Genomic DNA, 24,355 nt, shown 5'->3' with positions numbered 1-24,355 from the left:
TACGGCAGTGAACGCTATGGTTGCTATTTTCGACGGTTCCACCAGTTTCTAAGCTGCCTGTACGGCAGTGAACTCAACGCACCAAAAAACCAGCGCAACACGTTCGTTTCTAAGCTGCCTGTACGGCAGTGAACTCGGTTTATCCCTCGCGTTGATATTGCGTCAATTTCTAAGCTGCCTGTACGGCAGTGAACAAATCAACTCCGCCAGCTTCTTCACATCGTGCTTTCTAAGCTGCCTGTACGGCAGTGAACGCTCATCGACAATTTGTAGAGCATAACGCTCATTTCTAAGCTGCCTGTACGGCAGTGAACTGTTACATCCTAGCGCTAATTCTCTGTTACTTAAACAATAACCTTGGAACCCTCCGGAAAACCCTTTTTTCATCCACTCACTATCCTTAATTTAAAATCAATGGGTTATGAATGGCTTCAAAATTAGGGTCTAGAGGGACATTGCGAGTATCAGGGATAGATACAGGTTCGCGGGATGATTACAGAGCTACCAAGGGATGAATGCAGCTCGTTTTACCACCGTGCGGAAGAGTTTCAGTGAGGGAAAAGGAGATGAGAGCCATAGCTCCCGTCAGATTGATGGCTAAGACTACGGTTCTCTATTGGCAAACTGAATCAAAGACCTGGATCGCCGAAACGGGACTGTTTTTTGCCTGCGGCATCAGCATATACCCCACAGTACATTGCATTTCACTACCGGCGCCCCATTTCACAATCAGCTCTCCTTTGTCTTCCGCTACACGAGCATACATTTGCCCACCTTGCCCCACTGAACCCACATTGTTGCCTTTACTATCAAAGATATCGGCGCCGAACGGTACCGGTTCCCCCTGATAGGTCGCATTCACCAGAATCGCCGTCCCTTGTTTAGTGTTGTATTTCAATTTCACCACCGCCCCGGAATACGGTGCAACTTTCTGGCTGGTGTTATCCAACTCAACATCCGCTGCGGTGCCTTTCGGATCAATACTGATTTCGTTCATCTGGTAGGGATTCAGGTAAGGCACCATTGCATAGCCGCGGGAGTTAACGTTCACCCCAGGATACGACGACACGCTCGCCCCTTCTGCTCCCTTGGCCTCTACCAGGGCAAAGGTGTCTGAGGTGTAGGGAGTAAAGGTGATCCCTCCTGCGTGGGCGATCACCGTCCCTGTCATACCGGCAGAGCCGCTCTGGTAGCCTTTCCCGGTGCTGTAGGTTCCACTCAGTGCGCTGACGCGGCTGCGGTAGTTGCCATTCACCGAACCGCTGGTCCCCATCCCCTGGTTGGCGTTCATCGCGGTTATGCCATAACTGAACTGATTCTCCACGCCGGAGGTACCAGATACCGTGGCCTGCTGGCCATAACGCCCACTGCTGTCATGAGACAGGTCTATTCTCAGCTGTGGCGTGTGGAGTTCGTCATTCCGGCCCAGTGGCAAGCTGAAGCTTAGCAGGTAGTTGGTTTGCATCTGCCCGATGCTTGAGTGACTGCGGTTGGCACTGATGCCGTATGACAGGCTCTTATAGCGGTTGTTATACCCCACCTGATACTGTATGTCGCTGCCATCCTGATTCCAGTAATCCTGCACTGAGCCACTGACATACAGTTGCCCCCAGTTATCCGGCAAGCCTTGCCCGGCGGTCAGCGTCAGGCGGTTTTTGACTCGTGATATGGAGTCCAGAAAATTCCCCTGCTCTGCCGCATCACGGGTTTGCGCGGCGGTCAGAAAATCCAGGTAGTTTTGGGAAGAAGAGCGATGGAAGACCGCCGAAAGGTTGCTGTTGGTTTCGCTGATAAGCTTGCTGTAGCTCAGTTGGTAACGCTGCCCGCTTAGGGTGCCGCCTGGCTGGCTCCGCCCGTTCGCATCGGTGCTATCACCCAGTTTCGTGCCGGCCTGAGTGATGTCAAAGGCCAGAGCCCCTATCGGGATCCCCAATGCCGCCCCTACCTGCACCGCATAGTAATCCTGGCTGATTTGCAAGCCACCATAGCCGGTAATGGCATTGGTCAGGCCATATTGATAAGTACTCTGGAATAGAGCCGGCTCATCACGCAGGTTTTCGCTACGCAATTGACCCGCAGTGACGGAATAGCGCGATGACCCCGGGCGCAGCAGTTGTGCCACCGAAGCATAAGGCACACTGAAAGTCTGTTCGGTGCCATCGGACTCACGCACGGTAACCACAAGATCGCCACCGTAACCGGTCGGGTAAAGGTCATTAATCAGGAACTCCCCCGGCGTCACTGTGGTTTCATATAAAACCTGGCCCCCCTGAGTCACGGTCACCCGAGCATTGGTGCGGGCGATCCCCCGGATTTCCGGCGCATAGCCACGCAGGGATTCCGGTAACATCCGCTCGTCGCTGGCCAGTTGAGCCCCGGTAAAAGGCAAGGTATCAAACAATTGCCCGGTAGTATTCGATTCCCCCAGCAACATTCGCCCTTTCAGTAGCGGAATGTCGCGCTGTAAATAGGTATTAATACTGCTGTATTGGCTGGGCCCGTCACTCATCTGGCTATAAGAGCCGTTGTGACGCAAATACCAAGCCCCCACGTTCAGCCCGGCGTTCACCCCGGCGAACAGCGAGTTAAAGGTGTTGCCGTGCGATTCGCTGGTGTAACCATTAACGTTGTAACCAAGCAGGAACGCCGGGATACCGCTGTCCCATAATTCCGGGCTCACTGTGCCCCGGGCAATATTGAGCATGTAAATCTGAGGGATAATGATATCCAGGCGTTGTTCATTACTGTCGAAATTCACCTGGGCTTCAGGAAGCTTATTTTGCAGATCCATACATAGGGCGCCGCTAGACTGCTGTTTTAAAAAGTCGGCGGGCAGTTTTTCGTAGTTGAACGCAATATTTCTAATAATGTCGCTGGTCAAGCAGGGATAGACCGACTTATCGGCCCGAGACTTGAATTCAATATCGGTATTACTGATCAGTTGATCGTTAACATACAGCGCGGTTTTGTAAATTCCGGGCAACCCTGAGGCGCCTTCAGCGAAACGGCTGAGATCGACCGACTGAACGTCATCAACGTTCAAAAAAGACGAGTCGAACTCCAAGCTCTTGGCACTGGTTTGCGGTGCGTTTTCAGTTGCCGCGTTGACACTTCCCGCCACAAAAATCGATAACGCCGCTACCGCCAAAGAGGCGAACGGCTCACGAATAGCGTAGCGCAAAAATTTTGACATCCCGCCCCCTCAAGAGCTTGATACCGGGTCTATCACTAAGACTTAAATATAAAAATAGTGATAGATATTATTATGTTACTTTATTACAGCATCGAAGGGGTTGACCGCACCATAGTCATTAACAACACTCCCACTGATTTTGTTGCCCCCATTGCCAGCCAGATTCAACACCATGCTTGAGCGCGGTGCCACCATGGCGTTATCGAGTTTTTTGCCGTTGACTGACAGGTTCACAAAGTTGACATAAAACGGCGTGGGATTGGTTGCCTGTACTTTGCCGCCTTGCGTGTTCCAAGTTACCGCTTTAGAAGCATCATTGGCATTGCCTTGCAGGCCCGCCGGACGATAGAACAGCTTGATCCGGGTACGGAAAGCCATTTGCAGACGGTTTTCGTTCGTTTTGGCTTCGCTCTTGGCCGGAACTTCCAGCACATTCAGCCAGAACACCGATTCCTTATCCATTGGCAAGCTTCCGCCAGCATAGCTGATACGTAGTGTCTGGCCCTTACCCTGCTCAACCCGGTTCATAGGTGGAGTCAGTACAAAGGGAACTTTGATTGCCGCAGGTTTGGCATTGGGATCGCCATTATCTATCCAGCTCTGCAGCAGTACCGGCGAGGGACCGACATTATTGATTTTGACGCTGACTTCTTTGGCGTCCGACGGATAAATCACACGAGTGCCGCTGAGTACCACGCTGGCCAGACTGCTGCCACTGAAAAGGGCAATCGCGGCAAGAGTGCAAACCTGACGCGCAGTATTTAGAGGAAAAAGTTTCATAAAAAACTCCTAACCCTACGGGAGATAAAGGGGGATGACTCCCCCCTTCTAAAACTGCTTATTGATACTGAATAGAATAGACTACATTGCTGATCACAGTGCCAGCAGTAGTGGCTCCTTCAGCATAATAACGCACTGCATAAGGCAGGGTAGCGCTACCGCTGGTAACATCTTGATAAGTGGTGTTGGTCACCTGGTTCGCGTTACCGGCCTCGATCACTGCCCGAGACGTGCTGGACGCATCCAGCAGTTGCAGACTGACGTTTGAAGCTGTGCCTGTCAGATTTTTCAGGCGCCCAGTAACGGAATCTACCGAAGCACCCGCTTCAAAGAAGGCTGAGGCAGTCTGCAGTGTGCCTGAACAGTTGTTCAGTGCCATCACGAAACCTGTTTCACCTGCGGTTTGGGTCGCGCCGTTCAACTGGCTGGTGCCGACGGTTGGCAGCACAACAGTGGCGTCTGCCGTCTGACCATCGACTACGACATCACAGGTGTTGGCGGTCAGTTCACCGTTGAAGGTAATGGTACCGGTAGAAGCGGCCTGAGCCAGACCCACTGAACCAAATACCGCAACCAGGGAAGCTACAACTGTTAATTTTTTCATATTTATTCCTAGTGACCTTACGTCATTAAACTAATAGGTTACCCACAAAATGTGGGTATATTTATGCAATACATAACTCTATAAATATGACGAGTACATATCGTCAATAACACAGCATTGAAAATGCAGGACAATAACTGGTGCAATAAAATCAAATAGAAATACATTCACAAGATATCAATGAATGGTAGTTCCGTGTTGAAAGCCTTTTCAGCGAACCTTTATCCCTTACCCCATCACGAATCATTCGTTCGGTGTTGCATACTGCCTTGCTGTTGGGATAAATATTATCGCCAAGAACAGAATATTCTTAGTGAAGTAGTATAAAATGCAGAGTAAAACATTTATTACCATTAAAATCAATAGATTAAACAACGTTCTTATATGAAAGACCGGATTTCTCTATTGTTCTAACAGCACTGCAATTCCATATAAGAAAACCATGCAACAAATTGATATATAACAAAAAACCAATAAAATGGATTTTGGCAGCGATACGCAGATAGCTTCGCTTACCCATAAGTTACTTACTGCTCTGCAGCAAAGGTAAAGCTCATCGGCGTTTGGCTGCTGATCTGTTTTTGAGGAAAACAAACGGGAGCCATAAGGCTCCCGATACTCAATAGTGAATTTTTAGTTATTGGAATTTCAGCATGAAACCAGCCATAGCCTGATAATCACCCGCTTGAATATTTCCCGGCACACCATCTCCCTGAAGGTAAACGGTAAAAGGAAGGGTGTTATTACCATTCTGGAGCGAAAAGTTTTTGCTGGGTTTTCCCAGCTCAAGCACATTTCCTGAACCATCGGTCAAAGCAACACTGGCACCGCTAGCCGTACCTGTAATGCCAAGACGACCATCCTTTCCCTCCGCGCCAACGCTTTTTTGCTGGAATTTATCCAGCTCACTGTTTCCTCTCTGCAAGTTGCTGGTATCGACACGCAGAGCAATACTTACAATGTCACTCATGCTTTTCTCCAGGCGTAAAAAAACCACCCGAAGGTGGTTATAGACAGGATTTTATTCCTTCTGTTCGTTTTTTTACTCCTCGCCACGGGTCCAGTGAACCTCTCAGCGAGTAGAAATCAATCTTGGTTATGCCGCCATCACTATAGACATCTGCATTATCCGCTATCGAAATAATGCTGTAGTACTTCCCTGTTTTCTGTGATGTAACAGCTCCTCCCCCAGTCATATTACTTTGCCACGCAACCAAGATACATTCCTGCGTCTCCTGAACTCCGTTAGATGTCGTAAAAGAGGCGACAATCTCTTGATCTTCTCTATAAGTGTAGGGGTTAACGCACCCCGTGAGAGTTATCACTCCTAACGTCAGAAGTAGCCTTTTCATGTCCCTATCCCTTCAATATTTTAGGCTAAAGAGTAACAGGATATCATTGCTAACAAAACCAACAAGTAGACTACTGAGGAGGTAAAAATAATGCCATATCCTTGTAAGAATTAGCTTTCCTATAACTTTCCCCTTCATTTCTCATGAATAACCGAAAGCGCCGTCGCTTCAATCACCAAGATATCTAAGAATGCGGTTACCTCATCCTCTACGCCATGCAGTTTCATCAACCAGGGCAAACTGTGCAATCAAGCCCGCTTATACCGCTCATACCTGCACGCCATTGCTTGGCCATAATCCAATGTTAGCTCAACATCTGCACTCAATAATAACGATGCAAAGACTGGCAATAGCAAATGGGTATGGTTGGAATAGATTCGTCAAAATGGTAGATCAAGTATTGCCAAGAAAAAGCGGAACATTCGAACTGCAGTTAACTGATCCAACATCGAGTTTTGGCTTTTTTTCATACAGTTTTGCAGAAGAGTTTTTGAAGGGGAAAAAACAAACGGGAGCCATAAGCTCCCGTTATCATCAAACGCTAAAACACACTTACATGTGTTTAACGATGGCGTCACCAAACTCGCTACATTTCAGCAGCTTAGCGCCTTCCATCAGGCGTTCGAAATCGTAGGTCACGGTCTTGGCAGCGATAGCACCTTCCATGCCCTTAACGATCAGGTCAGCAGCTTCGAACCAGCCCATGTGACGCAGCAGCATATAGCTGGGTAATCATAACCCATTGATTATTATATCGTACATTCCAATTCACGTCGGTAAAAATCGGCCTTAGTGAGCCTTGATTGGTGCTGGTTTGAGTTGAGTTTTGCAGAAAGAAATTTATGCATTGATCGCATTTTATTATGACCGGTCACCGTTATTTCTAACAAGTGCCGCAGCATCTCGGCATACCCCTTTATGAAGTCTGTTCCCTACAGCCCTACGTTTCGATTCCAAAGCATTAACGATAGCCATTCTGTCGACAAGCTGTCCAGCATGGACCAGTTCAACAACCACCGCCCCGATTTCTGCGACTATCATCCCGCATCTTTCCTCATCCAGTTCCATAGATACCTCCGGTTATTTTTCACCCAGATTAGCATGGTGATATCTGGCTGGATAGTTTGCCGGAATTTTTCCCGGCGTTGTAAATCACTCCTTGATTTTTTCGATAGGTACAGGCGTTTCACCTGGAACCTATTCTTTAAAACCTTCCTACTCGAAAAATTTTCCGCTTTGCAAAAATCCATATTGAACAAAGAATAATTTAGCTGTACAAATAAACAGTTAAATCGTGGAGGGCTAAATCATGCTGCATATTGAAGTGACTATCGATAAGAAAAAGAAACTGCCAGCATGTGCTGCGTCTGCTCTGGCCATTGAACTGAACAAGCGCCTACAGCGTAAGTTTCCTGATGCTGTGGCCACCGTTCGGATGGCTGGCATGGATGGGCTATCAGTTGGCAGGGCGACACCGGCAGATAGAGAGGCGATCGAGGAAATACTGCAGGAGACGTGGGAAAGTGCTGATGACTGGTTTCAGTCGTGAAAATTGCAAATTAATGTGTAGCAGCTATATTTGCTAAATTAATCCTATCAAAGAGCTTTAGCGTGAAAAAAGGACTCGACAAAGATGCGTTATTCACAATTATCCTGCTCGTTTCAGCGGTATCCTTTTTTGTCTTAACGTTCCTAGTATGGCGTTGACAATTCATATTATGGCCGAACTACACATAACCGCTTGCGGAACTGACAGATAGCTATCGAGTACAGAATACTGCCCCAGTATCGTTATTGAAAATTCAGCACGCATTGCCAAAATGATACAGGGGCAGCACTATTAAAATTTACTTCTTGGCACTTTCTGCATCAGCAGCCATGGTTTTTTCATGAGCAACTTTAGAGCGTTCCATTGCTGAAGCTGATTCTTTCTTGGCTTCTTCGTGCTTTCCTTCTTTATGATGCTTAGCAGCCTTCTTGTGGTGCTTCGCGGCGGTTTTATGCTTAACCGCTGCGTCTTCATGTTCCATAGTTGTAGCATCGGCAGCAATCGAAGCGAAAGAAGGTAGACCCAGAGCAAACATGGAAATAATTAAGCCTTTATTAGTCATAACAATTCCTTTGATTTAAATCATAACCAGACTGCGCCAGTAAACCTAGTCGATAACTCAGAAATTGCAAACCGGTATTTACCCTAGCCTAGTTTTCACTTCCTGGGTTCTTAGATAGGGACTGGCGTTTCACCCTGTGAAAACTCCGAATACAGCTCATCTACGGCGGCATCTCGACACGCAGATCAATCCAGCGACAGCCTGGGATATCCATTGACTAGCCTGACTTTTTAGTCAGTTAGTGCTGACTCTGGTATGGGGATTGAATCATCCGGAACATATTCGGCGAATTGACTGTTTGGAACGTTTAGGCGAACCATTAAAAACTTACCTTCAGGGATGTCGATGCTGTCACCATTGGCGTAACCGTCAATGTTATTCTGCAACGCAGAAATGGGACAATCATTTGTCCTGTGGTACGTCTTGAATATAATTGAGCCGTCCTTTTTCACTTCATAGTCCACCCACAATAATGCACTGCCGTTTTCGTCCTTGGGTACTTCGAATTTCCAACCATTATCGTTATAAAAACCCAAACACCCATCAACGTGATAAATGCCTACATCAAGCCGCTTGCAGGTAACCCCTTCCGACTCCATATTGTTTTTGCAGGTGCCATCCCGATAAATACTCGTTATTGGCGAGGCTTTCTTAATAAATCCATTACCATCAACAACTGTATTAAAACTATGCCAAATGACTTTGTGCATTACCCAGCCTTCGCGAAGGTTGCCACATGATACTGATAGATGGTTTGCTGTTGATGCCATGTTAAACGCAGCATAAACGTCTTCTGTTCGGCACCATATCGACGGTCCCCAAGCAGGAGTATACCATCCGTCACCGTTGTCATTTATTGGCGCATTGTTTCTAAAGGCTGTAAGGCCACGCTCGCCAAGTTCATTAAGTAGGTAATTAACATTATTGCTATTAATGGTTTTAAATCCTTTATAGCTCCCCCCCAGCCCCCATGCGCCATTTAACATGATTTGATTACTATTGGCACCTACGTTAGCCGTTGCTGCTGTTCCCAGGCCAAGGCTAGTACGAGCGGCGACTTTATCGCTTAAGTCAGATAGATTTTTATCTTTTGCTAACTTACCTGCGGTTGTCTCCGCTACTGTATTAATATCATTTCTTAGAATAGATAATTGTCCTGCGTAACCTCGCCATGCTGGCCCGGTGAACGTGCTGCCATCGGGCAACTTGACCGTTACATTACCCGTGCCGCTGAATACCTGCTGCCAATTGTCCTTGTCATAGTTTAGCCCGCGTATCGCTCTTGATGCTTCAGCGACGAGCTGTGCGGTGATTGAGTTCTGTGTTTCACGCGGCACGGCTGACCATGCTGCTCCGGCTTGCGTAGGGCCATCGTAGACGCGGATTAGCGTCACCTGTATCGCGTTATCGACGGTTTTCACCGGCAGCGTATACGTAACACCACCGACAACCGCTACAACAAAATCGCCGGGCTTCAGTTCTGTTATGAACGCCGTACCCGCGCCTTTAACGATCGCCGAGTTGGTCGTGAGCGTGATAGTTCCTGCTGGCATAGCCTGCCCCTTATTTAAAGACTAAAATAATCTGCGGCGTCCAGTACGGGCAGATTGATTGTTGTCAGCCGATACTGAATATTGATTTTGCTATGGTCGTAACTGTTGATGTATCTCGTGCGCCAGGCAGTAACGCCACCGCCAGCCATTCGCATTCCAGCATGGCGATAATCAAGATAGTTATTCGATAGATTCATACCATCATGAATACCAAGGCGGCAGAGTGGGACCAGCGGCTTTGCTGTCGCCATGAGGGGGTATGCATAGTTACCCGGTATGCGCTGCGTGTTTAATGAATTACCGCGATAGAGCATGGGAGCATTATCAGAGGAGAATGTGCATTGCCCTGCGGCATTCCAGATTGCCAACCCGTAACGCGGAGGAACCGGATAAGAGCCGTTCGAAAAGATGCATATCCACATCTGGCAATCTGCACTGCCGTCGCTGATGATATCTCTACCTGCCTCTCTATAGACATTCACAGTCATGCTTTCACGGTCAAAATCCACAGCGCGATCACCACGATCCCAGTAAGCAAAAACAATCGCATTGGCACGATCAGGAATATCGGGGATTGCCCAGGCACCGCGCACGGTAACAACACCACGCCAGACGCATTTCCCCGCAACAGCCAGATCGTTAAATTCACTGTAGTCTGTCGCGTCGATAAGCTGGAGTCCATAGCGAGGTACACCTCCAGCGCCTGATACCTGAAAGGCATCAAACTCGATGGGTCGCCTGCCTTTGTCCTGCCTGGAATTAAATCCATCAAACCAGGCATGCACTGTACCTCCCGATATTTGTACACCACTGCATGATATTACTCTGGGAGCCGCGCCTGTTTGAATAATGGCAACCGTTCTTCTTGGGACAATAAATAATGAGGCTCCAGGCGAGAGGTCGGGGTATGACCATGTTTCTCCGTTTTGGTCAAACTCTGGGTTAAAAAAGCCACGATAGGCGCAGGCTTTAGAACCGTTGCTGATATCAACACCCGCACCACCGTCTTTGGGATAAACTACAAGTCCGTATCGGCTCAATATATCCTCCCGAGCTTTGTTCTTATTTGCCCTGCACCGTCGTAAACTGCCACACCATCGTTATTGACAACAGTCCTTCCAAGACCAGGCACTGAACCATTGATTTCAACATATCCATCCCTGAACCCCAGTTTCATACCAACGCCCCCCGGAGAGTAATTATCTGACTGGAGATAATCCGTAATTTGAGCGCCACCGATTGAGGCGTTTTTTATTTTTGCTGAGGTAATAGAACCATTCTGAATAAAGGCATCACTGATAAATACCTGCCCATTAACCACAGCAAAAGGCGAATATTGTTTATCCCCGCTACCGCTCATCAGTACGAACTGATTGGCGTTAAATCCGATGCGAGTTACTACTGGCTGGCCAGCTTGCGCCAATACCGCAATAGACATCCCGGCGCTGTAATACACGCCATTAATACGCACACCGGCTTTCAACGTATGCACCGCTGTTGCGCCAGTAGCATCAACAGTAGCTGTTAGCTTGTCTTCCAAAGCCGCGGTAACGTCACCGATCTGCGCCTGCACTTGCGTGGACATTTCAGCAAACGCTTTATCAACCTCGGCTATCGTGGTTTTTACAACCAGAATATCGGCTCGTACTTCGCCGTATTGCGCCCACTGATGGTCAACCGTCGCGTTATTGGCCAGGGCGTTCTGCAGGATGGCGTCGATGTTGGTATCGATCTGGCCAGAAAGCCGATCACCATCAGCAGACGACATAAAACCATCGCCAATCACATGAAGATAGTCATCAGCATCGCCGTTAGACTGCCCGCGCACCCAATCAATCCAGTCACCCTGATTGCCAGTGCGATCGACGAGCCGCGCACGATACCAGAACTCTTGCCCCGCCTGTAATCCGCTCTGCGTATAGCTACGTTGCGGGTAAGGCACATCTGAAAGCAACATGGCGTTATTGCCTGCGGCATTATCAGCATATTGAATTTCGGTTTTCAGTGTGTCCCCGGCTCCGGCAGGAAAATTCCATGAAAGCCCTATTCCCCACAATAAGGGCGTTGCTGCGAACCCTACTGGCTTAGGTGGTTTCCCTTCCTTGCCATTTAGCCGAGTTTCCTTTGATGTTCCCCAGATAGAGGAAACATCACTGGCATTTATGGCCCGGACCCGCACCAGATATCGCCCGGCAAAAATATTCTGCACTTCGAATCCCAGGGCCGATGTGCGCGCCATAGAAACCCAGTTGCTATCGTCTCGCCGCCATTCGGCTTCATACGCCACAGCATTATCAACAGCATCCCAGTTGGCTCGCATCGTAGTGATTGCAATCCCTTGGTTAATCTGCGTAAAACTGCTGACCTGTATATTGGTTGGAGGCGCTTGCACACCAGGCGGGATCACTGATATCGGCCGCTCATCCAGTCGGGCACCAGTATCGATCGCATCGTATTTGCCCGGACTATGCCAAACAGCAGAAATGGTAAACGTGCCGTCATCATTATCAGTAACGTTTGAAACCCGATACTGTTGGACTGCCAGATCGCCAGCATCGACAGACCACACGGCCTCCGGTTCTGGATTTGGGTTATAAGCAGTGCTGACCGTGACGTTGGTACCACTGACGACGGAAACAGTGCGTGCCTGGGAGCTGCCGTTCGGTAAATTGATAATCAGCCGATCACCCGGCGATACATCGGCAACCCGATCCAATTTAATCACCCGGCCATTAACTGCCGATATGCGGCCGCCTAATACACGCCCAGCCAACATCTGATCTGCAACGCCAATGATGCGCCCAGGCAATGGAATGTAACCATCCAGCCCAGTTGAGAACGATATTGTGCGGTCGTTGCTATTCGTGAGTAGCGCCCAGCGCCCGCGCCTGTTTGCCTCCGTTTGCCGCGTGCAACCTATGGCGGAAATTTCCGTCTGATTGATGCCGTAACGCTCAACCAGTGCATTTTCCATAACCGCTTCGACTTCATCTTGATAATGATTGTCAGGGTTTGACCAACTCACCATCGCGCTTGAATAGCGGTTTCGATAACTGCCGCCTTGGTAGTGAAATTTTCCATCAATGACGTTTGCTCGAGTGTATGTAAAATCCATATCCCTCGGCATATCAGCCAACACGCAAACTTGGTTATTGGCCCAATACGTCATGCCACGAAAAATCGAAGCCAGATCGCGCAGTACGGTAAAAGCTTCATTCTGAGCCTGAATATAAACGTCACACACAAATCGTGGTTCTGTACCGGAGCCGCCACGCCCATCGGGTACACGTTGATCACAGTATTGTGCTATACGATACAGTTCTACCTCATCAACTTGGGTTGCATCCAAGCGATCACCAAGGCCAAACCGCTTATTCAGCAAAATATCGTAGAATACCCATGCTGGATTGTTGGAGTAGGCCCATTTAAAACTGCCGTCCCATGTGCCGCTGTATGTCCGGCTTTCCGGGTCATATGTTGTCGGAACGCGAATAACCCGCCCTTTCGGCTTACAACTGATCTGCGGAATGTTTGGGAACTGTTTCGCATCGAACGAAACGAATAACAACGCCGTGTTGGGATAACGAAGCTTGGCATCGATCACTTCAGTGATCGCCATCACACGCGTAAGATCCACGACATTGCTGGATGTTGAGTCAGGGGTAATCCTGCGCAGGCGGATTTGCCAGCCTGTTGTTGCTGCCGGCAGATTCACACGGTGACTACGCTCAAAAAGTGACGTAGTTTTGTCGTTTATCACACTGTTTAAAACGGTCTGATATGCGCCGCCATCAGTAGAGAGATCGATCGCATAATCAACCCGAGTACCCACGCGATCCCCGTTATCCTCTTGCCTTACCAGCGTCTGCCAGCCAAGGCGAACTCTGACAGCAGATAACTGAGTATTATTTATCGCTCTCACCCAAGGCTGCGTAGCTTTCAGATCGACACCAACACTAGCTTCGTATTCAGCACCTGGCATTCCCTGAATATAATTCTGCATCTGGGTGCCCGGACGGAAATCCCACTCAAAGCCGGGATAGTTCAGGGTTCCATCTGGCGAAAAAACCGGGGTGCCATCGAGGAAAATATTTTGCCCATCCAACCCGCCAGCAAATTCCCCCTCACCCAGCGCCAGTAAAATCTTCGCCCTCGCTATCGACTGGATGCTGTCCGGGGACTCTGTCGGGGTATGGCTACTGCCACCGCCACCTTTGCGACCTTGGATCACGTCTGTCATAGTTTCGCCCATAAAAAAAGCTCGCCTGAGCGAGCCTGATTGAACACTGATATTTTTACTGCTGATCTTCTGCGTAGATCCCCGCCGATATCACTGCACCGCCGATTTCTCGACTGCCGTATAGGACACCAACTGGATTGCCCTGGGTCGTCGAGTTAACCGGGCCACCAAACGCGTATGAAGGTTTGTTCTCAGCGTTCTGACCGACCGACAAGCCACCTGGCTGCGGTGATAACATTTGCACTACTCCACCAAACATCATCGATGCACCGGCCATCCGAAGATAGGGAGATATCGGAGCCAAAAACGGGATAAAAGAAGCTGCGATAAGGGCGGCACCAAGGACAGTTTGAAAAACACCACCACGCTTACTACCAATAATGACCGGGATAATCCGTATATCGCCATTGCCCTTAGTCATGTCGATCTCTTCTTCACTGACATTCTTACGGCCGACAAAAACAGCAAAAGTCAGCCCCTGGATTTGAGCCTCGTTCATAAAACGTTCGAAACCGGGAAACTGCCCCTTAAGCGCCCTGATCGCGTGAGGTATATCTCTGGCACGATAAGTAAATTCCTTGACGAATTTCTTTCCGAGAATGCCGCCAAGCCTGATTGTTCTGATTGGAATGTCACTCATTTGAAAAAGTCCTTAAAGCGCAGGATTTTTATCATTCTTTCCTGAAAATAACCGCCGTATGGGATCCGCTGGCTCAGTTGCCCATAAGGATGGTGCAGTAGCATGTTGCCTTCCAACAGGATCCCCGCGTGATTGGGTACCGAAGCCGAGATCTGCATAATGACCATATCGCCCGGTTGTGGTGACCCGTAGAACTCCCGAAAGCCGCATTCATACCAGTTGTCCATATACAGGTTTTCACCTTCATCCCACCAGTGGCGCTCCACACTGTAATTAGGCAGAGTAATGCCGTGCTGTTGCCGGTAATAATCCATAATCAACGACCAGCAATCGGCATGCCCAAATACGAACTGACGACCTTCCAACGGGCGATCACCGCGTGGGTTAATCGTCCTGATATCACCCTCAGGCCACGAAGCGATCACCCACGGCAATTCCGTAACGTCACACTGCAGCATGTCCAGTTCGCTGGGCTGCGTCGTGGCCCCATCGCCAGTGTGGCTATGTACGATAGCTGCTACGGTTCCCCACTCTTCGGCTTCCGCATAGTCCAACGGGGCCAACTCAAAATGTTCTGTAGGCTTGGGGGAAAGATTGGCACAGGGAAAATAACGCTCTACGCGCCCTTTCTGGGCGATGACGCCGCAGCATTCAGCCGGGTGGCAACTCTCAGCATGAGCCAAGATTGCATCGATAGTTTTTTGTCGCATGGTTACCTCCGAACCAACGCAGAGCCTGGGAAGCCACCGAAATCAAGTTCGTTATTTTCGCCAAAGCGTTTTTTGCAATCCGTCAGCAGCCCCCCACACTCATCTTGCGAAGGATCTGCAGTAGGATTCCCTTTCTTATCAAACCAGCCGTTTTGCCCCGCATAGGCGCATCCGTCACCGGTTTTATAAAGCCCACGCATACACCAAGTGCAAAGTGCCGTAATTTGCCGCGTTGGGATCTGCCGCCCTTGCAATGACATTGGATCGGACAGCGTAAACTCAATAACCTCGTTGTCTTCCGCGCTTTTGCTGTCGATGTAGAAAACCTGCTTAAATTCTTGGGCTGGGTCTGCTTTGGGGTTTCCACCGGCAAAGTTTTTGGCATCGAGGTAATGTGCGAAAGTATCGTGGATGGTTACCTTGGCCTGAAGCATATCGTCAAAACGCAAACACAGCGCGGTGATCAGGCTGTCGATATTTGACACCGCCAATTTCGGTGTTGCACTGGCCCCATCGCTGGATGATTCTAGCCCCTTTAACTCATACGGAAATGCGCCGTATTCTTTCCCCTGCCACCAAACGCTTTTTGGCTTTAACTTGGCTTCATCGCCACCAGACGCGGCGATCTCCGTTGGAGTATGAGGTATGGTTTCGTTGTGAAAGCGCAGGATATCGGCACCGAACTTTGTACCGTCGACTTCGATTAACCGGATCCGGTTACCGGGTTCCAGTTTTTGCACGTCATTTGTGATTGCCACATGGTCTCCTTATGGCGCGAACGCTTGTTCAAATGTCGCAGATACCGTCATAACAGGGCCGCCAACCGGAGTCGCCTTGATGGAGTCAGCAACCACGCGATATAGGCCCTTTACCCCGTAGGGTGGTGTCCAGAAGAATGATTTAGTGGTGTGGGACCGGACGAACTCTAACAGCGGGAGCATCTGAGCTTTTTGGCCGGTGAATGACAGCGGCCAGGTCTGGGTTTCAATGTTGAGGCCATTACCGGCTACCTGCTTATAGCCATCACCGAACTGTGCCGTTCTCACCCGCTGGGCATAGCTGCCCTCTGGCTGCCCCTGAATGCGCCAGGTGAATGTGTCGATTGCCATGTTTTCTCCGTGCATAAAATCCGGTGCAATGCCCACAGAAATGTCGGGCATTAAAAACCCGCAGTTAAACGGGTTAGCTGACGTCCACAAATTAAAAAGCCACCCGAAATAGGTGGCTGAATAAAATCAATCCAGTTATCTATTTACAGTCAATGACAGCCCTTTCAATTTTATTGCTGGTCATAGATGGCATACGCTCAAATAAGACGTAATTAGTTTTTCCTGCATGCTCTCTTACATCAAGAACAGCATCAGCACCTGCACCACTGCTGCTCAGTATTTGGATGGAAAAACCATCAGCTAATGGAACTGATGTTGCATTATAATAAGTCTGGTTCCATTTCTCCGCAACGCACGCAGACATGACCTGTGCCGTTTTTTGTGACTGCCCAGTTGATACAGGTTCCCCTTCCAGTAATTCTTGTACAGTAGCACAACCTGCCAACGCAACCATTATCACGAAAAACCCCAGTGCTTTCATTTGATTATTCCTTTTAAAAAAAGTAGCAATATCCAATTATCACGCTTCATTGTTTTTTAAGGATTCGGAGCATTCCCTCAAGTTCTGCTTCAAAGTTTTTCCTGAGGTTTTCCGGGAGACTATCTCTAAGTCGGCGAATCACTGGCTCGTGTGTCACCATTACCGAAAGAGCTGAGTTTTTCGGCATTTCATTATGTAGTTGGTTCGCAAAAGCTTTAATGCCATCATAATTAAGAACAACATCACCGTCCTGGTCTTCAGTAACAAAATCACTGGCAACAAGCACTTTCGCACTTCCAACAACCCTGCCTGCGCTAAGAGCACTAACGTCACTCCCACAATGTTTACATTTGATTGCTTCAGCTCTAATTAACTCAGCACAAAGTGGACACCGTACCATCCCTTGGTTTAGTTGTATATTTTCAATATCCTGCTTGCTGCCACTAAGGCAAAGAGAGTGGATTAAAGCGACAATGAACAGCAAGAAACCATACAACCACCACGCCCCGAATGACCTACCCTTGCTTTGTGCAATAAAAGCAGGTATTAGACCAAGAAAGGCCGCAATTATCAGAATCTCCACACCGACTTCTCCGTAAATTACAAGTGGCAACATCCTATCACCACTTACAGTCATCAGGCATATCAAGACATCACATTTTCTGATGATTACCTTGAATTCTGTGCATACCAAATCTGTCCTCCCGGCCTCAACTCCCTCGCGATCCCCTCCCTAACGGATACGTCGATCACCTGCTGATAGGCCTTAGCCACGGCATCACCATTCCCTGATTGGCTTTGCTGCTGCCCTTGCTGATTGATGGTTACAGGAGCATTGATTGTTAGCTGAGAACCTTCGGAACTGCGTAGCCCATGCATCGGCGCAGAACCAGAAACCGTATTTCCGACCAACCCGCCGTTGGCATAACCGCGCATCATGGCATACAAATTATCAACACCAATGCGATCCGTGGCTTCTTTGGTCATGACAAACTCACCACGATGCACGACACCGGCTGGCTCGTACTTCCCACCATCACCGGTATAACCGCCCGTATCAAAGCTGAAAATTTTCCCTAAAGCTGAAGTAATCGAACCACCACCCTCGCTTTCTCCTAACATGCTCTTGACCGCGTATGCCACCAATAGCTTGTTGATGATATCAATGATCATCTTGAGGATTGACGTCGTGAAGTCGCGAAATGATGCTTTGCCGGTGGTGACCAAGTCAGTCATCATATTGGAGATGCCACTCAACGCACTCATAGCCACGTTTGACACCGAGCTATAAACATCAGTGGCTTTCTCCAGATACTCATTCAGCCCATTGAGCGCACCAGCTTTCCAGTCTTGTTCTAACCTATCCCGCTCCGCATAAGTTTCATCAAGGGATGACAATACCTGCTTTTGTGCACCCGGGTTATCCGCATATTCAGTGGTGAGCCGGTCCCTTTCGGATTGTCTTTGGGAATCCCTGGCTGTAGCCCCCGTTGCAAGAAAGGCGATCTCAGCACGTTTTGCCTGCTGCTGCCGATCAAACTTTTGAGCAGCATCCAGCAATTTGTTGAGCCGTTCCTGCTGTACGACTTCATCACCGAGAACCGCCAGTCTTTCCTTATGTGCCAGAATGCTGTCTTTACTATTGAGAAGTGATTTTTCTTGAACCTTTAATTTGCGATCTTTTGCCGCCTGCTCCAAAACAGTAAAATCGGCTTGGGCCTTCCAAAGATCCTTTCGCTGTTGGCTGATTTTATCGTTTAAGCCGGTATGCTGACGCAATACATCCAACTGGGATTGAAGCGCCAAGAGATCGGCTTGCGCTGACTCATCGGCACTATCTCCTGCTGGCGGTTGATACTTTGGTCCTTTAGGAATCACAGGGTCTTTGTGCTTCCTTAATATTTCTGCCCGATATTCTTTATATTGGGCATCCGTTAAAGCCCATCGATCTGCATCAAGTTTGGCTAATTCCTCTTTTCTTTGTGTAGCCTTACTAGCGTATTGCTGATTGTATTTTTCGCCAATTTTTATCCTGTTTTTGAGCCGCTCTTGCTCGTCTCGCTCCTGCTTTGCCCGCCCGGCAGCAAGCCCCTCATCAGTCAGCGACTTTTGAAGTTTCTCGTATTCTTTGGTCAGGTTGCCAACCAGAGTCCTTTGATTTACCAGCGCCTGGCTCTGTTCTCTAGACGAAAACGAATCATTTTGCCGACCGTAGCCATAGCCAGTAGTGTTTACAGCCGGTGTAGCCTCCAGGCGCTCAAGATTCTTACGTGCAACCTCAAGTTGTTTTCTTACCCCCTCAACCTTGCTGCTAAGACTCCTTTCTCTCCCAACATCAAGCATGGCATCCCATGCACCAGAGGCTGCATCCTTCACATACTCCCATGCTGTTTCCAGTGTGCCGAGATTATTTTTAACCCCGATAGACCGACTGCTCATTGAAGATGCGTAAGATTCCATCGCGATTTTTGCTAAATCGGCGGTGCGTCCCTGTTTTTCGAGGGAAATCATTTGCTCAAGTTGGGTGGCAGTAAGAAAATGGAGGGTTCGATCCAACTCCATTACGGCCTTTACTGGCTCGTCCTGTAGGCGCTTGAAATGCTGGATCGTTGTATCAATTGATTGCCCGGTAGCGTCTTCAATTTCTGCGGCAACCCGCGAGACCATGCTGATCGCACCAGAAGAGAATTCCCCGCTACCGACCACTTTCGCAATCGAACTCGCGAATGCACGTTGTGTCAGTCCATTTTGTGACAGTGAGCGAGCCAAATCCTGCAACTGAGAGGCTGTTTTTCCAGCATATCCGCCTGTCAGTATAAGCTGCTTGTTATACTCCACGGCTTCTTGCGAGCCTTTGTGCCATGCGGTGACAAGTAGGCCAGCCACACCAACCAGCCCTGTAATGGCAAGACTTGTTGGCGATAGTATTCCGGCAAGCCCCTTCGCATGTTCAGCATTTTCGGCCAACGCATTGGCATTTTCTGAAAGCGACCCTGATGATTCGTCAGTTGCCTCTTTCAAGCCAAGGATCTCCTCCTTTATGTAGCGTAAGATCCCACCCAGCCCACCGAACGAGTCACTGATCTGGCCGCCCTGTTGAAACAGAACCAGCCACAGCGGCATTCCACCTGCAATAGATGTGAAAATATCGGTGAATTGAGCAGGCAACATCCTCAACGCTTGTCTGTACCGAGTGGCGGAGATCGTGCCAATCTTCCACTGATTATCTTGCTCACGCAGTTTGGCAATAAGCGGTGCTGACTCAGCCGACACCCCCAGCTTTGCCGCTTTCAGCTCCAGCAACTGGGTACGCGTTTTACCAATAGCGTTTACCTGGTCCTGCAGCGAATCGATGAATGATTTACGTGTGGACTCAGCACGCTTGGTTTCCGCTGCGGCTGACCGCTCTGCGGCCTCCTGCTCTTTCAGGGCTTCCTTCAAGCCCCTGGAAGCGATCGCTGCGGCCCGTTTCTGATCGGCCTCGCGTCTTACCGCCTCCTCTTGCTGGCGCATTGCAGCAATCAGCGGTGCGGCCTCCTGGCTTATACCTAACTGCGCTGCTCTGTATGCAGCGGCATCAGAGGCCGATGCCTTATAAAGTGCGCTCTGTGCTTGGAGTTTTGATAAAAATGCCTCTTTGGCTGCGGTGGCGGCTCGTTCCTGTTGCGCAGCTGCGGCAGCGGCTTTTCCTTCCTCCGTTCGGGCTGTGGCCGCACGTTCCAATTGAATGCGGGTCTGCTGGATGGTACGGGAAGCCTCGGCAAATGACTCAGGATCAATAATCCCTTTTGCGTTGAATTTCGATAACTGGCTTTCCATGTTATCGAGTCGTTCGAACGCCGCTGTAACCGGGTTAATTTGCGTCAGTAAATCGCGCAATTCTTGCCGTTGCTGCGCTGTCGCCTGCGAATGGTTTTTTGCTTCCGTCTGCGACTTATTCAACGCTGCAGCATATTCAGCAACACGGCGATGGGTATCTTCAATCTCTTGCGCGATCTCCTTCGATACCTTCGCCGTATTCTTCCCGGAAGCATTGAAACCATCGGCGGCACCGGCCGCTCCGGTAGCTTTCTGCTGGAATTTATCCAGCTCTTGGTTACCCCGCTGCAAATCGCCGGTATCGACGCGCAGGGAAAGTGATGCAATGTCTGACATGCTGTATCTCCATGCAAAAAAGCCAGCACAAGGCCAGCATGATCAAATATCAGGGTGTTGTTGGCGAAAACTAAAGGTTATCTTGAGTGTTCAGCTCGCCCATGTAGGAGCATGGGCGTCTAAATCAGAGGGATAGCTGATTAACTCTGGATGAGGTAAAAATATGCAACGTATGGGACCTGGAATTCCTAGAGAATTACAGCCGCTTGATGATAAGGCTCAAGGTGGAGTGGATGCTGTAACTGCAATTATCGCATTCCTTATTGAAGAATCGGCAAATGCTGAGGAAACAAAGGAAAAATTAAACCGTTTTACTCAGTAAATATGGTTCATCATCAACGCTAGTGCACCTTGGGAAGCGCGTAGCCAATCTACTTAAGTAACAAACTGCGGCGTGCTTATTGTACGCCGCATTGCAATTGTTTAATGATTTTTTTCGAGTGTGCTATCGCCCGCTGCTCATACTCAGCAAACGTTGATGATTCGTCATAATCTTCAACGTAATTGATTGTTAAAATTACCTTACCCTCAACTAAAGCATATATATCACCTCCAATCTGAGATACAGCCTTGGCGCTGAGCTTCCTAATTGCAGATCCATTTTCATGCGCCACATCGCTAAATCTAAGCCCTTTAGCCTGAGGAAAATTTACATTGAATTCCATTTTTAACTCCTGCCTTTCGGCCTCATTTTTTGTGAATGATGGTCAGCGCAGACGCTTCCATCACCCTGATATCAGTTAATGCGGTTGCCTCATCCTCTACGCCGTGCAGCTTCATGACCCAGGGCAAGCAGTTGTAATCCAAACCAGTGACGCCACTCATGCCCGTGCGCCACTGTGTGGCCATAGCGCGGAACACTTCAAAAGACGGCCACACATCGGGCAGGATTTCCACTGGGTCAGAATCTATATCGTCCAGAGTCAACCCGAACGCGGCCAGTTCTTCCGGTGAGGGTTCAGGCGTATAGAATGCCGAGGCAACCGCTGTTAGTTTTTTTCACGCAACGCCATCAGTTCGCGGGTATATGCCAACGCGATCGAGTCAAAGGCCCGCGGGTAGTTTTCCAGCAGTACCATAACGTTTTCTTTCGTGAATTTTTCCGGCAACGCCCAGCCAATGGCAATTTCGCAGACAAAATCTACCATCGGTGCATTGGTGTGCTTGCCCGTTTCGCCAAGCTTCTCGGACTCTTCACGCAAGTTTTTTTCCAACGCTTCCAGATCGGCACGAGTTTTATGCTTGAACGTGAATGTCAGAACGCCATCCTCGGCCCCGGCACGGGGAATGGTCACATCAATTTTAAAAGTAGGGTTAGGGATAAGAGTAAATTTCATGTCGACACCTTTGATTAGTAGGGCGCAGCTGCCGCCCCAGTGAATTATTTGTCTTTGTAGAACGTCATGGTGCGGGATTGCACAGCGATAGATACCTGGACGGTTTCTACCTGGTTTACCGCTGTGGCCGGTTGCGGATCGAACGATGCCACACCAGACCAATAACGTTTCTCTTTGGCTTTAGGCACATACATGTAAAATGGCAACGTATCGCCGGAGCGATCACCAGCAAGTAGAACGTTATAAATCGCCAGCGATGAATCATGCGCAAAGGTAAATGTCTGGTTTTTTGCGGCACGGAACGTGGCAAGGTTACGCTGGCGATCATCCTCCAGAAATTGCACCTGAACATATTGCTGATCACCACCGGAGGCACCCACTTCAGTAATTTGCGGGATCTGCATCCAATCAGTGATTTTCATTAATGACCCTACGCCCGCACCAGCAGGGAAAAAGTTTGTATCTGACGTGTCGAGGGAACCAATCGTAATTGCCGTTGCGGTCGCAATGGTCACCTTAGCAACCAGATTATCAACCAATCCCCAGCCGGATTTGATTAAAACAATGTCGTCAACAGCCAGTGTGCTGCCAGTAACAGTAAACACAGCCCCCTTTGCGTTGCTGACTGCTGTTGCAGGCAACGCGGCGGCCATTTTGGACCCCACAAATACCGTGGCGCCGTTAGGCAATGCAAATCCCATAGGATTCTCCAATTCAGGACATAAAAAAACCGCCGAAGCGGTCAGTGAGTGATGATGTCAGCTCGGTAATTCATGCTGACGGGGATTGTGTAGCGCGTATCCGTTGTTATGCCGCGGTAAACCGTGGGCGGCGTGCTGATGTAGCAGGTTAAGCCACCTTCAGTCAGCATCATCCCCAAAGGGAACAATGCGGAGATCTGGTCGGCCAAGTCCCTTGCAGGGCCGATGCCATCACCAGCAGGCACAACAACGTTGATTTGCCAAACACCCGGCAAAACATGCAGCTTTTCCGCAAGGTCGATTGCTGTTGTGGTTGCGGGCATGGCGTAGGCTTGCAGATACAGGCCATCGGGCGGATCCATTGGGGTGTTTTCCCAGGCAACAGGAATATCATGCGCGTCAGCCCATTCGCCCAGACAGGACTCAAGCAACGCAGCTATGCGGGTGTGGCTCACGGTTCAATCTCCGATACGGCGGCGCTGAAATGCCGCTGGAAGTCTGCGGCAGTGATACGGACCATGCCGCCTGGCGCTTGGGTGGAATGTCCAAATTCCAGTGGATAGGCATAAGGGACGTTATTCACGAAATAAATGGCCTGCATGCCAATGCGGAATTGCTCTATCACCAGGTTTCCCGCAGCCAGCGTCGCACCGCCTGATTTATCGATCCGACCTGTTTCACCATCAGCCGGCGAATCAAAAGACACCTGCCAATTGCCGCGAAACCGGCCCCCGCTATAACCTGGTGGCGCCCGGATCCCCATACTGTCAGAAACCCGAGCGCGCTTTTTCAATTTCCCGGTGGGGGTGAGGTTGGCAGAGTCTTGTCGCAGGGCCTCATTGTGATCAAAAACAGCCTGGTTGTAAGCTACCGCCGTGTTATTCACTTCCCATAACTCAGGATTGCCAACAGGCGACATCTGCACAAGTTGCGCCAGTATCCGGATACTGGTCGCACGCACCACCTGCGCTTGATTGGCCTTTGCCTTATCGACAAACGCCGTTATCGTCTGCATAAAGGCATCATTTTCGGACATATTACGCCCTCAGTTGTGCCCGGTAACAAATCAGGATGGAACCAGGCTTTATCGGATGAGGATGCACTACCCGATATTTTTTACCGTCAACCTCGATCTGGTCATCTATACGGATTTCCGTTTCATGTGTGGCCACTAGTTGCACATCACCGCCCTGAATCAAAGTGCCGTCGATCTCGTTCGGTTTGTACTCGGTTTTTACACCGATTACCGTGCCGTTAACCTCCGGCTCCCTCACTTCCTTACCAGCTATGCGGCTGACTGTACCGCCGCGGGTATGCGGGTATTCAGATCCGTTCTCGGTCAATGTGTGAGTTGCCCTTTTCTGGGCGCCCAGATAATCGATAGCCATC

Annotated in this window: 24 protein-coding genes, 1 pseudogene and 1 CRISPR repeat array (1 of these 26 running past the window's edge); of the genes and pseudogenes, 2 read left to right on the top strand and 23 right to left on the bottom strand. The window is 49.3% G+C overall.

The features are described 5' to 3' along the window. Nucleotides 1–314: a CRISPR direct-repeat array (repeat unit 28 nt; unit sequence TTTCTAAGCTGCCTGTACGGCAGTGAAC); it reaches 856 nt to the left of the window's first position. Between the two features lie 299 nt (nucleotides 315–613). From KGP16_RS11720 to KGP16_RS11700, 5 genes and pseudogenes are all read right to left on the bottom strand, one after another. Next, nucleotides 614–3,193, bottom strand: a complete 2,580-nt coding sequence (locus KGP16_RS11720) for a fimbria/pilus outer membrane usher protein (RefSeq protein ID WP_223501348.1) — start codon at nucleotides 3,191–3,193, stop codon at nucleotides 614–616. A 75-nt stretch (nucleotides 3,194–3,268) separates the two neighbouring features. Then, nucleotides 3,269–3,973 carry a fimbria/pilus periplasmic chaperone gene (locus tag KGP16_RS11715; protein ID WP_223499368.1) on the bottom strand — a complete coding sequence of 235 codons (705 nt, stop codon included), beginning with the start codon at nucleotides 3,971–3,973 and terminating at the stop codon, nucleotides 3,269–3,271. Nucleotides 3,974–4,031: 58 nt separating this feature from the next. Continuing rightward, complete coding sequence (locus tag KGP16_RS11710; protein WP_021804664.1) at nucleotides 4,032–4,577, bottom strand: fimbrial protein; 546 nt, start codon at nucleotides 4,575–4,577, stop codon at nucleotides 4,032–4,034. 637 nt (nucleotides 4,578–5,214) lie between these two features. Then, nucleotides 5,215–5,547 carry a fimbrial protein gene (locus tag KGP16_RS11705; protein ID WP_021804665.1) on the bottom strand — a complete coding sequence of 111 codons (333 nt, stop codon included), beginning with the start codon at nucleotides 5,545–5,547 and terminating at the stop codon, nucleotides 5,215–5,217. Between the two features lie 934 nt (nucleotides 5,548–6,481). Continuing rightward, a pseudogene (locus tag KGP16_RS11700) lies at nucleotides 6,482–6,661 on the bottom strand (isocitrate/isopropylmalate family dehydrogenase); the annotation flags it as partial. A 580-nt stretch (nucleotides 6,662–7,241) separates the two neighbouring features. Between KGP16_RS11700 and KGP16_RS11690 the strand changes: the two are divergent. Continuing rightward, nucleotides 7,242–7,478: a DinI-like family protein gene (locus KGP16_RS11690; protein WP_223499638.1), complete on the top strand. Its 237-nt coding sequence runs from the start codon at nucleotides 7,242–7,244 to the stop codon at nucleotides 7,476–7,478. A gap of 298 nt (nucleotides 7,479–7,776) precedes the next feature. Here KGP16_RS11690 and KGP16_RS11685 read toward each other — a convergent pair whose 3' ends face one another. From KGP16_RS11685 to KGP16_RS11635, 11 genes are all read right to left on the bottom strand, one after another. After that, complete coding sequence (locus tag KGP16_RS11685) at nucleotides 7,777–8,040, bottom strand: hypothetical protein (protein ID WP_223499363.1); 264 nt, start codon at nucleotides 8,038–8,040, stop codon at nucleotides 7,777–7,779. Between the two features lie 230 nt (nucleotides 8,041–8,270). Continuing rightward, on the bottom strand, nucleotides 8,271–9,593 hold the full coding sequence (locus KGP16_RS11680; protein ID WP_223499361.1) for a phage tail protein: 1,323 nt from the start codon (nucleotides 9,591–9,593) through the stop codon (nucleotides 8,271–8,273). A gap of 14 nt (nucleotides 9,594–9,607) precedes the next feature. Beyond that, the gene (locus KGP16_RS11675) at nucleotides 9,608–10,633 is read right to left on the bottom strand and encodes a DUF6453 family protein (RefSeq protein ID WP_223499359.1); all 1,026 of its coding nucleotides are present in this window, start codon (nucleotides 10,631–10,633) and stop codon (nucleotides 9,608–9,610) included. Further along, nucleotides 10,630–13,833 (bottom strand): host specificity protein J, encoded by a 3,204-nt coding sequence (locus KGP16_RS11670; protein ID WP_223499358.1) that lies wholly within the window; start codon nucleotides 13,831–13,833, stop codon nucleotides 10,630–10,632. Before KGP16_RS11670 ends, KGP16_RS11675 begins: the two co-directional genes overlap by 4 nt. A gap of 55 nt (nucleotides 13,834–13,888) precedes the next feature. Next, entirely contained in the window at nucleotides 13,889–14,473 is a 585-nt protein-coding gene (locus tag KGP16_RS11665) for a tail assembly protein (RefSeq protein ID WP_223499356.1), read from the bottom strand. Beyond that, on the bottom strand, nucleotides 14,470–15,183 hold the full coding sequence (locus KGP16_RS11660) for a C40 family peptidase (RefSeq protein WP_223499354.1): 714 nt from the start codon (nucleotides 15,181–15,183) through the stop codon (nucleotides 14,470–14,472). Before KGP16_RS11660 ends, KGP16_RS11665 begins: the two co-directional genes overlap by 4 nt. Nucleotides 15,184–15,185: 2 nt before the next feature. Continuing rightward, the gene (locus KGP16_RS11655; RefSeq protein ID WP_223499353.1) at nucleotides 15,186–15,941 is read right to left on the bottom strand and encodes a phage minor tail protein L; all 756 of its coding nucleotides are present in this window, start codon (nucleotides 15,939–15,941) and stop codon (nucleotides 15,186–15,188) included. A 9-nt stretch (nucleotides 15,942–15,950) separates the two neighbouring features. Beyond that, nucleotides 15,951–16,292 (bottom strand): phage tail protein, encoded by a 342-nt coding sequence (locus KGP16_RS11650; protein WP_223499351.1) that lies wholly within the window; start codon nucleotides 16,290–16,292, stop codon nucleotides 15,951–15,953. A 139-nt stretch (nucleotides 16,293–16,431) separates the two neighbouring features. Next, nucleotides 16,432–16,773 carry a hypothetical protein gene (locus KGP16_RS11645; RefSeq protein WP_223499349.1) on the bottom strand — a complete coding sequence of 114 codons (342 nt, stop codon included), beginning with the start codon at nucleotides 16,771–16,773 and terminating at the stop codon, nucleotides 16,432–16,434. 46 nt (nucleotides 16,774–16,819) lie between these two features. Then, nucleotides 16,820–17,389: a zinc ribbon domain-containing protein gene (locus KGP16_RS11640; RefSeq protein WP_223499348.1), complete on the bottom strand. Its 570-nt coding sequence runs from the start codon at nucleotides 17,387–17,389 to the stop codon at nucleotides 16,820–16,822. 53 nt (nucleotides 17,390–17,442) lie between these two features. Beyond that, the gene (locus KGP16_RS11635; RefSeq protein WP_223499347.1) at nucleotides 17,443–20,928 is read right to left on the bottom strand and encodes a phage tail tape measure protein; all 3,486 of its coding nucleotides are present in this window, start codon (nucleotides 20,926–20,928) and stop codon (nucleotides 17,443–17,445) included. Between the two features lie 163 nt (nucleotides 20,929–21,091). Between KGP16_RS11635 and KGP16_RS11630 the strand changes: the two genes are divergently transcribed. Next, nucleotides 21,092–21,250: a hypothetical protein gene (locus KGP16_RS11630; RefSeq protein ID WP_223499346.1), complete on the top strand. Its 159-nt coding sequence runs from the start codon at nucleotides 21,092–21,094 to the stop codon at nucleotides 21,248–21,250. Nucleotides 21,251–21,326: 76 nt separating this feature from the next. Here the strand turns inward: KGP16_RS11630 and KGP16_RS11625 are convergent, their stop codons facing one another. From KGP16_RS11625 to KGP16_RS11595, 7 genes are all read right to left on the bottom strand, one after another. Beyond that, on the bottom strand, nucleotides 21,327–21,593 hold the full coding sequence (locus KGP16_RS11625; protein WP_223499345.1) for a hypothetical protein: 267 nt from the start codon (nucleotides 21,591–21,593) through the stop codon (nucleotides 21,327–21,329). A gap of 22 nt (nucleotides 21,594–21,615) precedes the next feature. Beyond that, nucleotides 21,616–21,825, bottom strand: coding sequence for a DUF1799 domain-containing protein (locus KGP16_RS11620; protein WP_371822694.1), 210 nt, complete (start codon nucleotides 21,823–21,825; stop codon nucleotides 21,616–21,618). A gap of 92 nt (nucleotides 21,826–21,917) precedes the next feature. Beyond that, entirely contained in the window at nucleotides 21,918–22,265 is a 348-nt protein-coding gene (locus KGP16_RS11615) for a phage tail assembly chaperone (protein WP_223499344.1), read from the bottom strand. 44 nt (nucleotides 22,266–22,309) lie between these two features. Next, nucleotides 22,310–22,966: a phage tail protein gene (locus tag KGP16_RS11610; protein WP_223497858.1), complete on the bottom strand. Its 657-nt coding sequence runs from the start codon at nucleotides 22,964–22,966 to the stop codon at nucleotides 22,310–22,312. A 41-nt stretch (nucleotides 22,967–23,007) separates the two neighbouring features. Continuing rightward, nucleotides 23,008–23,421 (bottom strand): DUF4128 domain-containing protein, encoded by a 414-nt coding sequence (locus KGP16_RS11605; protein ID WP_223499343.1) that lies wholly within the window; start codon nucleotides 23,419–23,421, stop codon nucleotides 23,008–23,010. Beyond that, nucleotides 23,418–24,002: a hypothetical protein gene (locus KGP16_RS11600; RefSeq protein ID WP_223499342.1), complete on the bottom strand. Its 585-nt coding sequence runs from the start codon at nucleotides 24,000–24,002 to the stop codon at nucleotides 23,418–23,420. Before KGP16_RS11600 ends, KGP16_RS11605 begins: the two co-directional genes overlap by 4 nt. 1 nt (nucleotide 24,003) lies before the next feature. Then, nucleotides 24,004–24,354, bottom strand: coding sequence for a hypothetical protein (locus KGP16_RS11595; RefSeq protein WP_223499341.1), 351 nt, complete (start codon nucleotides 24,352–24,354; stop codon nucleotides 24,004–24,006). Nucleotide 24,355: the final 1 nt, after the last annotated feature.

Origin of the sequence: Serratia sp. JSRIV006 (assembly GCF_019968685.1) — a bacterium.
Taxonomy (GTDB): Bacteria; Pseudomonadota; Gammaproteobacteria; order Enterobacterales; family Enterobacteriaceae; genus Chania; species Chania fonticola_B.
This window is presented reverse-complemented; position numbering and strand designations above follow the sequence as displayed.

Excerpts from the sequence above, each read along its gene's own strand:
- KGP16_RS11720 (WP_223501348.1), bottom strand. The coding sequence starts at position 3,193 with ATGTCAAAATTTTTGCGCTACGCTATTCGTGAGCCGTTCGCCTCTTTG.
- KGP16_RS11715 (WP_223499368.1), bottom strand. The coding sequence starts at position 3,973 with ATGAAACTTTTTCCTCTAAATACTGCGCGTCAGGTTTGCACTCTTGCC.
- KGP16_RS11710 (WP_021804664.1), bottom strand. The coding sequence starts at position 4,577 with ATGAAAAAATTAACAGTTGTAGCTTCCCTGGTTGCGGTATTTGGTTCA.
- KGP16_RS11705 (WP_021804665.1), bottom strand. The coding sequence starts at position 5,547 with ATGAGTGACATTGTAAGTATTGCTCTGCGTGTCGATACCAGCAACTTG.
- KGP16_RS11685 (WP_223499363.1), bottom strand. The coding sequence starts at position 8,040 with ATGACTAATAAAGGCTTAATTATTTCCATGTTTGCTCTGGGTCTACCT.
- KGP16_RS11680 (WP_223499361.1), bottom strand. The coding sequence starts at position 9,593 with ATGCCAGCAGGAACTATCACGCTCACGACCAACTCGGCGATCGTTAAA.
- KGP16_RS11670 (WP_223499358.1), bottom strand. The coding sequence starts at position 13,833 with ATGACAGACGTGATCCAAGGTCGCAAAGGTGGCGGTGGCAGTAGCCAT.
- KGP16_RS11665 (WP_223499356.1), bottom strand. The coding sequence starts at position 14,473 with ATGAGTGACATTCCAATCAGAACAATCAGGCTTGGCGGCATTCTCGGA.
- KGP16_RS11660 (WP_223499354.1), bottom strand. The coding sequence starts at position 15,183 with ATGCGACAAAAAACTATCGATGCAATCTTGGCTCATGCTGAGAGTTGC.
- KGP16_RS11650 (WP_223499351.1), bottom strand. The coding sequence starts at position 16,292 with ATGGCAATCGACACATTCACCTGGCGCATTCAGGGGCAGCCAGAGGGC.
- KGP16_RS11645 (WP_223499349.1), bottom strand. The coding sequence starts at position 16,773 with ATGAAAGCACTGGGGTTTTTCGTGATAATGGTTGCGTTGGCAGGTTGT.
- KGP16_RS11640 (WP_223499348.1), bottom strand. The coding sequence starts at position 17,389 with ATGTTGCCACTTGTAATTTACGGAGAAGTCGGTGTGGAGATTCTGATA.
- KGP16_RS11635 (WP_223499347.1), bottom strand. The coding sequence starts at position 20,928 with ATGTCAGACATTGCATCACTTTCCCTGCGCGTCGATACCGGCGATTTG.
- KGP16_RS11630 (WP_223499346.1), top strand. The coding sequence starts at position 21,092 with ATGCAACGTATGGGACCTGGAATTCCTAGAGAATTACAGCCGCTTGAT.
- KGP16_RS11625 (WP_223499345.1), bottom strand. The coding sequence starts at position 21,593 with ATGGAATTCAATGTAAATTTTCCTCAGGCTAAAGGGCTTAGATTTAGC.
- KGP16_RS11615 (WP_223499344.1), bottom strand. The coding sequence starts at position 22,265 with ATGAAATTTACTCTTATCCCTAACCCTACTTTTAAAATTGATGTGACC.
- KGP16_RS11610 (WP_223497858.1), bottom strand. The coding sequence starts at position 22,966 with ATGGGATTTGCATTGCCTAACGGCGCCACGGTATTTGTGGGGTCCAAA.
- KGP16_RS11600 (WP_223499342.1), bottom strand. The coding sequence starts at position 24,002 with ATGTCCGAAAATGATGCCTTTATGCAGACGATAACGGCGTTTGTCGAT.
- KGP16_RS11595 (WP_223499341.1), bottom strand. The coding sequence starts at position 24,354 with ATGGCTATCGATTATCTGGGCGCCCAGAAAAGGGCAACTCACACATTG.